This window comes from Neorhizobium alkalisoli (assembly GCF_007829835.1).
GTDB lineage: Bacteria > Pseudomonadota > Alphaproteobacteria > Rhizobiales > Rhizobiaceae > Neorhizobium.
In genome coordinates this window covers 701,751-714,686 of record NZ_VIWP01000003.1, presented here as the reverse complement: position 1 = coordinate 714,686, position 12,936 = coordinate 701,751, and the positions used below count along the sequence as shown (strand labels likewise).

16 protein-coding genes are annotated in these 12,936 nt (G+C 60.8%); 3 read left to right on the top strand and 13 right to left on the bottom strand.

The genetic code is table 11. The annotated features are described in order from the left end of the window. Window positions 1-6: 6 nt before the first annotated feature. From FHW37_RS14380 to FHW37_RS14355, 5 genes are all read right to left on the bottom strand, one after another. A complete protein-coding gene (locus FHW37_RS14380; protein WP_246690773.1) occupies window positions 7-1,155 on the bottom strand; it encodes an ABC transporter permease in 1,149 nt (382 codons plus the stop codon). After that, complete coding sequence (locus FHW37_RS14375) at window positions 1,152-1,988, bottom strand: ABC transporter permease (protein ID WP_432442860.1); 837 nt, start codon at window positions 1,986-1,988, stop codon at window positions 1,152-1,154. Before FHW37_RS14375 ends, FHW37_RS14380 begins: the two co-directional genes overlap by 4 nt. Window positions 1,989-2,038: 50 nt before the next feature. Then, complete coding sequence (locus FHW37_RS14370; protein ID WP_145637611.1) at window positions 2,039-2,374, bottom strand: hypothetical protein; 336 nt, start codon at window positions 2,372-2,374, stop codon at window positions 2,039-2,041. 198 nt (window positions 2,375-2,572) lie between these two features. After that, window positions 2,573-3,370 (bottom strand): ABC transporter ATP-binding protein, encoded by a 798-nt coding sequence (locus FHW37_RS14360; protein ID WP_432442851.1) that lies wholly within the window; start codon window positions 3,368-3,370, stop codon window positions 2,573-2,575. Beyond that, on the bottom strand, window positions 3,361-3,822 hold the full coding sequence (locus tag FHW37_RS14355; RefSeq protein WP_145637608.1) for a hypothetical protein: 462 nt from the start codon (window positions 3,820-3,822) through the stop codon (window positions 3,361-3,363). Before FHW37_RS14355 ends, FHW37_RS14360 begins: the two co-directional genes overlap by 10 nt. Here FHW37_RS14355 and FHW37_RS14350 point away from each other — a divergent pair. Further along, complete coding sequence (locus FHW37_RS14350) at window positions 3,810-4,223, top strand: cupin domain-containing protein (protein ID WP_145637606.1); 414 nt, start codon at window positions 3,810-3,812, stop codon at window positions 4,221-4,223. The two genes, FHW37_RS14355 and FHW37_RS14350, sit on opposite strands and share 13 nt — an antisense overlap. A 38-nt stretch (window positions 4,224-4,261) precedes the next feature. Here FHW37_RS14350 and hydA read toward each other — a convergent pair whose 3' ends face one another. The 5 genes from hydA to FHW37_RS14325 form a co-directional block, all read right to left on the bottom strand. Continuing rightward, complete coding sequence (hydA, locus tag FHW37_RS14345) at window positions 4,262-5,716, bottom strand: dihydropyrimidinase (protein ID WP_145637604.1); 1,455 nt, start codon at window positions 5,714-5,716, stop codon at window positions 4,262-4,264. Window positions 5,717-5,785: 69 nt separating this feature from the next. Next, a complete protein-coding gene (locus FHW37_RS14340; RefSeq protein WP_145637603.1) occupies window positions 5,786-6,547 on the bottom strand; it encodes a class II aldolase and adducin N-terminal domain-containing protein in 762 nt (253 codons plus the stop codon). 60 nt (window positions 6,548-6,607) lie between these two features. Then, complete coding sequence (locus FHW37_RS14335; RefSeq protein ID WP_145637601.1) at window positions 6,608-6,832, bottom strand: hypothetical protein; 225 nt, start codon at window positions 6,830-6,832, stop codon at window positions 6,608-6,610. Window positions 6,833-6,856: 24 nt separating this feature from the next. Then, the gene (locus tag FHW37_RS14330; RefSeq protein WP_145637599.1) at window positions 6,857-7,060 is read right to left on the bottom strand and encodes a hypothetical protein; all 204 of its coding nucleotides are present in this window, start codon (window positions 7,058-7,060) and stop codon (window positions 6,857-6,859) included. A gap of 49 nt (window positions 7,061-7,109) precedes the next feature. Next, window positions 7,110-8,360, bottom strand: a complete 1,251-nt coding sequence (locus FHW37_RS14325; protein ID WP_186458275.1) for a Zn-dependent hydrolase — start codon at window positions 8,358-8,360, stop codon at window positions 7,110-7,112. A gap of 286 nt (window positions 8,361-8,646) precedes the next feature. Between FHW37_RS14325 and FHW37_RS14320 the strand changes: the two genes are divergently transcribed. Continuing rightward, complete coding sequence (locus FHW37_RS14320) at window positions 8,647-9,285, top strand: TetR family transcriptional regulator C-terminal domain-containing protein (protein ID WP_145637596.1); 639 nt, start codon at window positions 8,647-8,649, stop codon at window positions 9,283-9,285. A 78-nt stretch (window positions 9,286-9,363) separates the two neighbouring features. Here the strand turns inward: FHW37_RS14320 and FHW37_RS14315 are convergent, their stop codons facing one another. Continuing rightward, a complete protein-coding gene (locus tag FHW37_RS14315; RefSeq protein WP_145637595.1) occupies window positions 9,364-10,404 on the bottom strand; it encodes a glutamine synthetase beta-grasp domain-containing protein in 1,041 nt (346 codons plus the stop codon). 468 nt (window positions 10,405-10,872) lie between these two features. On the opposite strand from FHW37_RS14315, the gene FHW37_RS14310 reads away from it, so the two are divergent. Next, entirely contained in the window at window positions 10,873-11,067 is a 195-nt protein-coding gene (locus FHW37_RS14310; RefSeq protein ID WP_145637593.1) for a DUF2735 domain-containing protein, read from the top strand. Window positions 11,068-11,171: 104 nt separating this feature from the next. On the opposite strand, the gene FHW37_RS14305 is transcribed toward FHW37_RS14310, so the two are convergent. After that, the gene (locus FHW37_RS14305) at window positions 11,172-12,218 is read right to left on the bottom strand and encodes a YeiH family protein (protein ID WP_145637591.1); all 1,047 of its coding nucleotides are present in this window, start codon (window positions 12,216-12,218) and stop codon (window positions 11,172-11,174) included. 156 nt (window positions 12,219-12,374) lie between these two features. Next, a complete protein-coding gene (locus FHW37_RS14300; protein WP_348642841.1) occupies window positions 12,375-12,626 on the bottom strand; it encodes a hypothetical protein in 252 nt (83 codons plus the stop codon). Window positions 12,627-12,936 lie beyond the last annotated feature (310 nt).

Genomic DNA, 12,936 nt, shown 5'->3' with positions numbered 1-12,936 from the left:
CAGCGTCTAGCCACCACGGTTAGACGGATGCCAGAACGTCGTTGCTCTCTCCCCGAGGGCCACGACACCATAAAAAACCGATCCGGCAAGAGCCGCAACGGCAATCTCTGCCCAGACCATGTCGACATTCATGCGGCCGATCTCGGTGGAGATACGAAAGCCCATGCCGACGATCGGGGTGCCGAAAAACTCCGCGACGATGGCGCCGATCAAAGCGAGCGTCGAGTTGATTTTTAGCGCATTGAAGATGAAGGGCATGGCCGCCGGCAGCCGTAGTTTGAGAAGCGTCTGGCGATAATCGGCGGCGTAGGAGCGCATCAGGTCGCGCTCCATCGTGCCTGCGGCGGACAAGCCAGCCACCGTGTTCACCAGCATCGGGAAAAAGGTCATGACGGTGACGACGGCGGCCTTGGACTGCCAGTCGAAACCGAACCACATGACCATGATCGGTGCCACGCCGATGATCGGCAGAGCCGACATGAGATTGCCGATCGGCATCAGGCCCCGGCGCAGGAAGGTGAAACGGTCCGCCAGGATGGCGGTGAGGAAACCGGCGCCGCTGCCGAGGATATAGCCGGCCAGCACCGCCTTGAAGATCGTCTGCTGCACATCCGCCCAGAGGATCGGTAGCGAGGTTGCGATGCGGGCGGCGATCGAGGAGGGCGGCGGCAGGAGGATGAAGGGAATGCCGGCACCGCGGGTCGCGACCTCCCAGAGGATCAGGATCCAGGCGCCGAAAATGGCAGGGATGATCAGGCGCAACAGCCCGTCGAGGCTTTTCGATCGCGTCCTGACGGAAGAGAGCAGGCTGACGCAGCGCCAGGCAAGCAGCCAGTCGGCGGCGACGAGCATATAAAGCGCGCCGGTCGCCTTCCCCTCGTTTCCAGCTAGGCCGGCGATCAGCATGGCTGCAGAGAGATGGGTGCAGACGAAAAGCGTGATGGCAACGAGCATGCCGGGCAGCGGCAAGAGCGCGCAGACCGCGGCTGCAATCGTCAGCAGGAAGACCGAGAACATCGTGATCGGGTTGTAAGGCTCCGGCGCGTCGGCAAGTAGCGGGAGCGTCGCCAAAGCGGCGAGCGACAGGAGGAGGGCAAGCGCGCCCTGCCAGGATTGCCACCAGAAGTGCAGGCGGGCCTTGTTCATTGCAGTCATGCCGGCCTCCCGCCCATGGCGCGGTTGACGAGGCCGGCGACGATACCGACGATCGCAACCAGCACGGCCGCCAGAACCGAACCGGCAATCAGCGCCGCCCAGATATCGATCGTCTGGCTGTAATAGGCGCCGGCCAGAAGTTTTGAGCCGATACCGGCAACGGCGCCGGTCGGCAGTTCACCGACGATCGCGCCGACAAGGCTTGCCGCGACCGCGACCTTCATCGAGGTGAAGAGGAAAGGGATGGAGGCCGGTACGCGCAGCTTCCAGAAGGTCTGGGCGGTGCTGGCATTGTAGGTGCGCATCAGGTCGAGCTGGATCAGTTCCGGCGAGCGCAGGCCCTTCACCATGCCGACGGCGACGGGGAAGAAGGAGAGGTAGGTGGAGATCACCGCCTTGGGCAGAAGGCCGGTGATGCCGATTGCGCCGAGTACGACGATGACCATCGGCGCGACGGCCAGGATCGGCACCATTTGCGACGCGATGATCCAGGGCATGAGGCTGCGTTCCAGCGCTTTCACATGCACGATGCCGACCGCAATCAGAATGCCTAGCAGCGTGCCGAAGGCAAAACCGACCATGGTGGAGGAAAGCGTCACCCAGCCATGATAGATCAGGCTGCGATTGGAGGTGACGCTGCGCATCACCGTATTGTCGAACAGGTTTTGCGCCACCTGATGCGGCGCCGGCAGGATCGGTTTCGGCTGGGCGAGCGTCCTTGCGATGAATTCCATCTCACCGGTCACCACATTGCCGCGCTGGTCCATGTCGCGCTGGAAGGGGGCGTTCATCAGGATCGCGGCGACATACCAGATGGCGACGATGATCAGCATGATCGTCGCGACGGGCAGGATGCGGTGCGGGAATAGCTTTTCGTGGCTCATCAGCTTTTCGCCTGTACCGGAAACAGCATCAGCACCATGGCGAGGACGCCAAGCCCGACGCCTGCGAGCTGCATCGTGCTCGGGCGTTCGCCGAAGACGGTGAAGGCGATGACATTGATCAGCACCAGCTGCGCCACGGCAGAGGCGGAGATGGCGAGCCCCAGCCCGCCCTCGCGCATCAGCTTCACCATCATGAGGTTGCCGATGCAGTAAAGGAAGAGCGAGAGGATGAGGAGGAGGATGTTGTTGGAGGTGATATAGGCGCGCGACGCCGTCGCCGCAGAGAGGAACACCGCCATCGCACCGGCGAGCCAGAGGAGGAAGACGGGGTTCATCGAGATATCCTAATCCGGGGCTCACCCCCCTCTGCCCTGCCGGGCATCTCCCCCACAAGGGGGGAGATCGGCAAGTGGCGGCCTTGCGGCCATCTCAAATGTCGAGATTTGAGCGGAATAGGCGCTTCCAGCGGATCTCCCCCCTTGTGGGGGAGATGGCCGGCAGGCCAGAGGGGGGTATCGCTGGCGCGCAAACTTCTATTCCTCATAACTATGCCCCGCCCGCAAACCCTCACGCACCCGGTGGGCGATCGCCAGAAATTCCGGCGTTTCGCGGATTTCGAGCGGGCGTTCCTTCGGCAGGGTCGATTCGATTACGTCGGTCACCCGGCCCGGCCGGGGGGACATGACGACGATCTTGGTCGAGAGGTAGACGGCTTCGGGAATGGAGTGGGTGACGAAACAGATGGTCTTTTGTGTCCGCGCCCAGAGTTTCAGCAGCTGTTCGTTCAGGTGGTCGCGGACGATCTCGTCAAGGGCGCCAAAGGGTTCGTCCATCAGCAAGAGGTCGGCGTCGAAGGCCAGCGCGCGGGCGATCGAGGCGCGCTGCTGCATGCCGCCTGACAGTTGCCAGGGGTATTTCTTGCCGAAGCCGGAGAGATTGACGAGGTCGAGCGTACGCTCGATGCGCGCCTTCCTGTCAGCCGCCGTATACCCCATGATCTCGAGCGGCAGGGCGATATTGTTTTCGATCGTCCGCCAGGGATAAAGCGCCGGTGCCTGGAAGACGTAGCCGTAGGAGCGCGCTTTGCGCGCCTCTTCCGGCGTCATGCCATTGACGCGGATATCGCCGGAGGTCGCCTTTTCGAGATCGGCGATGACGCGCAGAAACGTCGTCTTGCCGCAGCCGGACGGGCCGATGAAGGAGACGAAATCGCCCTTTTTTACCTCCAGGTCGACATTCGACAGGGCATGGACGGGTCCGTCGCCGGTCTCGAAGGTCAGGCCCAGTTTTTGGGCCGAGACGACGGAAAAGCTGTTTTCATTCAATGACATTTAGGCATGGGTCCCAGTTTCGTGCCGTCCGGAAAGCTGACCGTATAGCCCTTGGCGGATTTGGTGATGGCTGCGGTCTCGGCCGGACCTTTTTCGCCCTCGGCATCACATTCGGCCTTGATGGTGAAGCCGGTCGATGTCTTGGTCGCTGCTCCCTTGAAGTCGCAGACGGAGACCGATGTCGTCACGCGCTCGTCCGTCAGAAGCAGAAAATCGTCTGCGCCGGAGGAATCGCCGGTCTTTGCGTAGATGCAGCCTTCCTTGCTGCCATAGGCGCCATCGAGAAATTTGGCGGCATGGGCGTCGGGCGAGACGGTAAATGCGATCAGCCCGATAATGGGCGCCAGAAAGCAGCGAGCGTAAAAGCTGTTGCATTCCCGTAAGGAAGACAATCCATGGTATGTTTGACCGGGATCAGTCTGTTCGGAGGAGATCAGCAATGGATGCGTCATCGAAACCCACCTGCCACGTTGTTAAGCCCGGCTCCGCCTATGACGGAAAGCAAGGGCTGAGTTATTTCGAGGGGATCTCGGCGCAGAGCGTCGGCGCCAAGGGTATCTGCATGCATCTCCTGACCATGCCGCCCGGTGCGCGCGCCAAGGCGCATCTGCACGAGTCGCACGAAACGGCGATCTACTGCCTCTCCGGCGCGGCCCACACTTGGTATGGCGATCGGCTGGAAAACCACGTCATCCTCAATGCCGGCGAGATGATGTATATCCCGGCCGGCGTGCCGCATCTGCCGGCCAACGCTTCCGACGGCCCTTCCAGCGCGATCATTGCCCGAACCGATCCGAACGAACAGGAAAGCGTCGTGCTTCTGCCGGAGCTGGATGCTCTGGTGAAGCTCTGAATTCCGCTTCGTTCGATCGGCTCGGGTGTCGTTCACGCTTAAACCCCGCTTGCCGGAATGCCTGACCGTTCCACCTTGCGCGGCGCGGTCAGTTCCTTCCAGGTCGAGAGCGCCTTGGCGGGGGCGGTGAGCGGTTCACGGGCGACGAACTGGCCGTCGCCTTCCTTCGACAGGATTTTGCCATCGGCATAAACGACCTTGCCGCGCGACAGGGTGAAGCGCGGCAGGCCGGTCACCTCTCTGCCTTCGAAGACATTGTAATCGATCGCCGATTGCTGGATTTTTGCCGAGATCGTTTTCGACGCCTTCGGATCGAGCACGACGAGATCCGCATCGGCGCCGACAAGGATGGCGCCCTTTCGCGGATAAAAGTTGAGGATCTTTGCGATATTGGTCGAGGTCACGGCGACGAATTCGTTCATCGTGATACGGCCGGTCGCGACGCCAAAAGTCCAGAGCATGGGCAAGCGGTCTTCAAGCCCGCCGGTGCCGTTCGGGATCTTTCGGAAATCACCGACGCCATAACGTTTCTGATCCGTCGTGAAGGCGCAGTGGTCGGTTGCGACCACCTGCAGTGAACCGGAGGAAAGGCCGGCCCAAAGGCTGTCCTGGTGGCGCTTGTCACGGAACGGGGGCGACATGACGCGGCGGGCGGAATGATCCCAATCCTTGTTGGCATATTCGCTGTCATCGAGCGTCAGATGCTGTATCAGCGGTTCGCCATAAACCCGCATGCCGTTCTGGCGGGCCCGGCGGATTGCCTCATGCGCCTGTTCGCAGGATGTGTGGACGACGTAAAGCGGCACGCCGGCCATGTCGGCGATGATGATCGCCCGGTTGGTGGCTTCGCCCTCGACTTCGGCCGGCCGCGAATAGGCATGGGCTTCGGGGCCGTCATTGCCGGCATCCATCAGCTTCTGCTGCATGGCGGCGACGATATCGCCGTTTTCCGCGTGAACGAGGGGCAGAGCGCCAAGCTCGGCGCAGCGGGAGAAGGAGGCGAACATCTCGTCGTCGTTCACCATCAGCGAGCCCTTATAGGCCATGAAATGCTTGAACGTGTTGATGCCGTGATTGCGCACTACCGCCTTCATCTCGTCGAAAACCTGTTCGCCCCACCAGGTCACGGCCATGTGGAACGAATAATCGCAATGGGCGCGGCTCGCCTTGTTGTCCCAGCGCTTCAGCGCGTCGAGCAGTGACTGGCCGGGTTCGGGCAGGCAGAAATCGACGACCATGGTCGTGCCGCCGGCCAGAGCCGCGCGGGTGCCGCTGTCAAAGTCATCGGCGGAATAGGTGCCCATGAAGGGCATTTCGAGATGCACATGCGGATCGATGCCGCCGGGCATGACATAACAGCCGGTCGCATCCAGCACTTCGTCGCCGGAAAGGTCGGGGCCGATCTCGATGATCCTGCCGCCGTCGATCTTCACGTCGGCCTTGTAGGTGAGGTCGGCGGTGACCACGGTTCCGTTCTTGATGACCTTCGACATGTGCTCCCTCTCTTCCCGTTACTGTTTTTTCATTCTGCGACCGCTTTTTCCTTGAGCGGCGGTGGCGGCTTATTCGGCGTAGCTCGGGTCCTCGCGGTCGAGGATGCGCTTCATCTCCTCGAAATGGGCAAAGGCGGCCCCCGCATAGGCATCCCATTCGGCGGCCGTCTGTTCGGCGATCTCGTCGCTCATGACGGACAGTGGCTGGCCGGTGGAGTAGGCGAGGATCATCGTCTGGGCGGCGCGCTCGAGGTAATAGATGTTGTCGAAAGCCTCGGCGACGGTTGGCGCGACGACGGTGACGCCGTGATTGCCCATCATGACCGTCGAATGATTTCCGATGGTTGCGGCGATCCGTTCACCTTCTGATTCTTCCGTGGCAATGCCGCCGAAGGAGAGGTCGATCGCCATGCGGTTGAAATACCGCGCCGTGTTCTGATCGATCGGCTTGATCGACGGATCTTTCAAGCCTGCCAGCGCCGTTGCATAAGGCGGGTGCAGATGCAGCGCCACGCGGGCATGTGGCACATGCCGGTGGATGGCGGAATGGATCGACCAGGCGGAAGGATCCGGCGCATCCGGCCTTGCCATCGTTTCCTTGTCGTCGGCATCGAGCGCCAGAAGGTCGCTGGCGCGGATCAGGCTGAAATGGCGCCAGCGTGGATTGACGAGGAAACGTTTGCCGTCGGCGGAAATCGCTGCGCTGAAATGATTGGCAACCGCCTCATGCCAGCCGGCGCGGGCGGCAAGGCGGAAGCAGGCGGCGAGATCGATGCGGAGCTGGCGTTCGTCTGCGTCCGGCGCCGGGGAGGGGGTGGCCATCACGTTCATGGGCGTGCTCCATGAGGCTGGGTGATGGTCGCAGGGCGGGTAAGGCGCTGTTCGTGTCCGTCAGGCCTCGGCGAGCTCCAGCCGTTTTTCGATGCGCAGCACACGCTCATCCATCCGGTCGAGGCGGTTGGAGATGACCGCATATTGCGCGGTAAGGACGCCGATTTGCGTCTCGACGATGCCGAGCCGGCTCTTGATATCCGATACGTCCTGTTGGACTCGATCAAGCGTTCCCCGCATTGCCCGGAGATGTTCGAGAACCAGATCTTCAGTTGCCGGAGACATGAACTATTCGCCTTGTTTCGATCTTCAGGCTTCGACGAGTTCCAGCCGTCTCTCAATGCGGATAATACGATCATCCATTCGGTCGAGCCGATTGGAGATGATGGCGTATTGTTGCTCAAGCACTCCCAGACGGGCTTTAACGTGTTGCATATCTTCAGACAAACGATCGACCGTCGCGCGGATGGCGCGAAGATGCTCAAGAACGAGATTTTCGGTTGCTGGCGACATGCACTGATCTCCATGGATCCTGCTTGCCAGCAATATAGCGCTGAAAAAGTCACGCCACAATCTCCGCGGTTTCCAGCACGGCATGCAGCAGCACGTCGCAGCCGGCGGCGGCCCAGTCTTTTGAAATCTCCTCGGCCTCGTTATGGCTCAGGCCACCGACACAGGGGCACATGATCATCGTTGCGGGTGCGACCTTGGCCGCCCAGCAGGCGTCGTGGCCGGCGCCGGAGATGATGTCCATGTGGCTGTAGCCGAGCTTTTCGGCCGCAGCGCGGACACGGCCGACCAGTGTCGGGTCGAAGGTGACCGGATCGAAATGGCCGACGGCCTCGACGGAACAGCCGACACCGAGCGTTTCGCAGATTTCGGCCGCGCCTTTTTCGATCGCCGCGCGCATGCGGTCGAGCTTTTCCTGGCTCGGTGTGCGCATGTCGACGGTGAAGACGACCTTGCCGGGGAGGACGTTGCGGGAATTCGGCGAAAAGAAAGCCTGGCCGACGCCGGCGACGGCGCCCGGCTGTTCGGCCATTGCCACCGTCTGCACCATTTCAAGGATACGGCCGAAGGCGAGGCCGGCATTGACACGCATATCCATCGGCGTCGAGCCGGTATGCGCCTCGCGGCCGGTCAGCGTAAATTCCAGCCACCAGAGGCCCTGGCAATGGGTGACGACGCCGATCTGCCGGTCTTCCGCTTCGAGGATCGGGCCCTGTTCGATATGGTATTCGAAATAGGCATGCATCTTGCGGGCGCCGACTTCCTCGTCGCCGAGCCAGCCGATGCGCTTCAGCTCGTCGCCATAGGTCTTTCCGTCCGGATCCTTTCGCCCGTAGGCGTAATCGAGAGAATGCACGCCGGCAAAGACGCCCGACGCTAGCATGGCGGGCGCGAAACGGGCGCCTTCCTCATTGGCCCAGTTGGTGACGACGATCGGGTGCTTTGTCTTGACGCCGAGATCGTTCATCGAGCGGATGACTTCGAGCCCGGCGAGAACGCCGAGAACGCCGTCATATTTGCCGCCGGTCGGCTGCGTGTCGAGATGGCTGCCGACATAAACGGGCAGGGCGTCCGGATCGGTGCCGGCGCAGGTGGCGAACATCGTGCCCATCTTGTCGGTCGCGACGGTCATGCCTTCCGCCTCGCACCAGCGCTTGAACAGGTGTCGCCCCTCGCCATCGGCATCGGTCAGGGTCTGGCGATTGTTGCCGCCGGCAATGCCGGGGCCGATCTTCGCCATCTCCATCAGCATGTCCCAGAGACGGTCGCTATTGATGCGCAAGTTTTCGCCTGGCGCTGCCACCATGTTTCCATCCTCACCTGTTTTGCGCAGCCGGATTTTATGGCTGCATGCTTGTTCCCGTCGGTCCGTCACAGCCCTTGTTTTCAGGCTTTGCGACATCGGCATTGCGTTTCTTTTTCTGGTCGCCGATAATTTGACCGGTTGGTAAAACATACAATTTCCGGTGCGCTGCTCAAGACGTAAATCACGAAAAATACACGCCGTTTTTCTTGGCATATGCCTTGATCTTGGGCGTTTTCTCCGTGGGTTGGCAGGGTAAGCGCAACGGCAGGCAAGGCAGGACAGAATGGCGATACCCAGGGCGGCGAAAACCCAGCGTCGGACACGGATTCAGGAGGAGAAGGAAGAGCTTATCCTGGAGGCGGCGCTCGAAGTGTTTTCGTCCAACGGTTTTCGCGGTTCGACGATCGACCAGATCGCCGAGGCGGCCGGGATGTCGAAACCGAACCTCCTCTATTACTTCCGCACCAAGGAGGCGATGCACCGGCAGCTGATCGACCGCGTCCTGTTCACCTGGCTTGAGCCCTTGCGGGTGATGGATGCCGAGGGCAGCCCGGAGGCGGAAATCCGCTCCTATATCCGCCGGAAGCTTGAAATGGCGCGTGATTTTCCGCGCGAGAGCCGGCTGTTTGCCAACGAGATCCTGCAGGGCGCGCCGCATATCGAGGACGAATTGACCGGGCCGCTGAAGGAACTGGTGGACGAAAAAGCTGAAGTCATCCGCACTTGGGCAAAAGCCGGAAAAATCGCCGAATGCGATCCCTACCATCTGATTTTTTCGATCTGGTCGACCACCCAGCATTATGCGGATTTCGACGTTCAGGTGCGCGCCGTGCTTGGCCGCTCAAAGGCCGATGAAAACCGGTTCGAGAATGCGGCGCTGTTTCTGGAACAGCTGTTTCTCGATGGGCTCAAGCTGCGCTGATCGTCGCTCTAGTCAGCCCTGAATCAAAAACGCCGGCTCGAGGCCGGCGTTTTCGTTTGTCGTCTTGGGAGGACGTTATCAGGCCGCAGCCGACTTGTAGCCTTCGGTCGACACTTCCGAAATCGTCTTCAGAACCTGGGAAGCGATCGCGTAGGGGTCGCCCTGCGAGTTCGGACGACGGTCTTCAAGGTAGCCCTTGTAGCCGTTGTTGACGAAGGAGTGCGGAACGCGGATCGAGGCGCCACGGTCAGCCACGCCGTAGGAGAACTTGTTCCACGGAGCGGTTTCGTGCTTGCCGGTCAGGCGCTTGTCGTTGTCCGGACCGTAAACGTTGATGTGGTCCATCAGGTTCTTTTCGAACTGCGCCATCAGGGCTTCGAAATATTCCTTGCCGCCGACTTCGCGCATGAACTTGGTCGAGAAGTTGCAATGCATGCCCGAACCGTTCCAGTCCGTGTCGCCGAGCGGCTTGCAGTGATATTCGACGTCGATGCCGTACTTCTCGGTCAGGCGCTGCAGGAGGTAGCGAGCCATCCAGATCTGGTCGGCGGCGCGCTTGGAGCCCTTGCCGAAAATCTGGAATTCCCACTGGCCCTTGGCCACTTCGGCATTGATGCCTTCGTGGTTGATGCCGGCAGCGAGGCACTGGTCGAGATGCTCTTCGACGATTTCGCGGGCAACCGCGCCAACGTTCGAGTAGCCAACGCCCGTGTAATACGGACCCTGCGGAGCCGGGTAGCCGGTTTCCGGGAAGCCGAGCGGACGACCGTTTTCGTAGAAGAAGTATTCCTGCTCGAAGCCGAACCAGGCGCCTTCATCGTCAAGGATGGTGGCGCGGGTGTTCGAGGAATGCGGCGTGACGCCATCCGGCATCATGACTTCGCACATGACGAGAACGCCGTTGGTGCGAGCCGGGTCCGGGTAAACGGCGACGGGCTTCAGCACGCAATCCGACGAGCGGCCTTCGGCCTGGTTGGTCGACGAACCGTCGAAGCCCCAGAGCGGCAGCTGGTCGAGCGTCGGGAAAACGTCGAATTCCTTGATCTGCGTCTTGCCACGCAGGTTCGGTACTGGGGTGTAACCGTCGAGCCAGATGTACTCGAGCTTAAACTTGGTCATATTTTATCTCTCAGGCCGTGAGTTCATGGTGAGCCATCCCGGAACTCGTCTCGCAAGCGCTCCACGCCCCGGGGATGAAATAGCTAACGCACATACCGTGCCAGTTTCGTACCCTCGGGCGAATTTCTTTCTCCAAAATATCGGCTGCGGCGAAAGATGTCATAGTCGGGAGTCATTCCGGCGGGCTTCTCCCGAGGGGGAAACCTGTTGCTTTGCAGATAGATGAGTGAATTCTTATGGAGAAATCCGGGTCTGTTTCAAAAGAGACACTATGTCGGCTGTGTTGTGTTTGTAGCCAATCTGCCCGCAAACCCGGCGTTTTGCCGCTGCTCTTTGTGATCGCCTGCTGAAATATCGGCTAGCGCGATTCATCAAAATGATGTAAAATCAGGCAATAAGCACAAAAAATATGCAGATACGCTGCCGTTATGTGTTTGTGTGCACCGGGAAAGTGAAGGAGGCGATGCAATGGCTATCAACATTCATCGGGAAAGTGCCAAGATTATCGAGTTTCCGATCCGGCCACGGCGTCGGATGGAGGGCGGTCTGACCGTTCCGGCCGGACGTTACGAGGTTGCCGTCAGCGTTGTCGAAAGCTGCTGGTATCACGACGAGGCCGTGCATGACGAGGTCGCGTCGGAAGAGCGCCCGAAGCCCTGCTGACGGCGCTCCGGGCTGGTTGCAGTCTGGATCGACATAGTACGGAACGAAGGCGGCGAGGAGGCCGCCTTTTGTTCCTGTGCTGTTGTCGCTAATGAGGGCTTCGATCAGAAGCCGAAAAGCCTCAGCATCGTAAATCCGAAAATCGCGATAAACAGCCAGCCGAAGGCGCCAAGCGCCAGCGGGCGCCAGCCTTCGGCCTTCAGTTTGCCGATATCGGTGCGCAGGCCCATAGCGGCGAGGGCCATGGACAGCAGGAAGTTGGTGACGTTTGCCAGCCCGTGGCTGATGCCGGCGGGGATCGTGACTGCGCTGTTGACCAGCATCATGGCGACAAAGGCGATGACGAACCAGGGCATGGGGGCGGAAAGCCGCTTTCCACCTGCAGTGTCAGCACCGGAGCGCAGCGATACCGCCAGGATCATGATCAGCGGCGCCAGCATGACGACGCGTGCCAGCTTGGAGATCGTGCCGAACTGGCCGGCAAGGTCGCCGCCCTGGAAAGCGGCCGCCACCACCTGGCCGACTTCATGGATGGTGGCGCCGGTCCACAGGCCGTAGGCACGTGGATCAAGCGAAAGCGGTGCGGCCAGAAGCGGATAGGCCAGCATGGAGAGCGTGCCGAACAGGGTAACGCAGGCAATCGCATAGGCGACATGTTCCTGCTTTCCGCGCACGACCGTGTTTGCCGCGATGACGGCAGAGGCGCCGCAGACCGAAGTGCCGGCGGCGATCAGATCCGTCAGGGCGCGGTCTATGCCAAGCACCCGTCCCATCAGCCGGATTGCGATGAAGGTCGAGGCGAGTGTCAGGGCCACCATCAGGATGCCGGCGCCGCCGAGTGTCAGCAGCTGTGCCACCGTCACCTGCAGGCCGAGAAGGACGATACCGAAGCGCAGCAGGCGCTTGACGGAAAACTCGACGCCGGGCTCGAAAGTGGCAGGCACGGAGGCGATGTTGCGGATCAGCATGCCGATGACGATCGACAGGATCAGCGGGCTCAGCACTGTGATGCCCGTCAGGCCGCGCAGGCCGAAAGCCATGGCGGCAATCGCACCCGTCAGCAGAAGCCCGGGCAGAAGGTGGCCTGCCTGCAGGCCTGAAAGCTGATTGAGGCCGAGACGCTGTTGCGTGTCGCTATCGATCGACTTCATTTTTGTTCCGCCATTCATGCATTTTGTCGAAGATCATTCTCGATCTTGCAAAAGAACAAATCCAACGGATAAATATGGTGATATCGTTCGATAAAACAGATTGATTGTTTTGCGCGCGCGGCCGAAGCGGTCGAGGGAGGCTGTTGCGGCGCCGAATCAATGGTCGTGGCGCTTGATCCGATCGACCAGTTTCAGGGATCTGTCCGGCTGGACGATATAGCGCTCGGTATAACCGCTGCCGGCATAGGAGAAATCGTAGGTGAACGAGCTGCCGACCGGCGCCTTCTGCAGGTGTTGCCGCTGTTGGCCCTGATAGGTGAGGCTGCCGGGAATGGGATCAAGGGCAAATACCGGGGTTGCGACGAGCAGGCCAAGGGCGGCCGCGCAGATCAGGGGTTTCATGGTCATGGGTTGTATCTTTCCGTGGGTTTCGAGCCATCTCTCATGGGATTGCCGGCCGCGGGTGGTACGCCGCCTGCGCGATGCAAAAATATGGTTGCCGTTTCCGTTCCGGATAAGGCTCCGGTCCGGATCGGTTGTCTATGGAAGCCGGCCGAATGGTCGCGGCGGATATGAATGTGGGGATGCAGGCATGCCGAGACAGCATGCTAACAGTTGCTGCGGCGATGAATTGTACAATCCGCGCTCAAACTATCGTGAATTGCGGAGCGGCAACGCGCATCCGGCGGTCTTTCCCGCTGCAAGGACTTTGAACTTC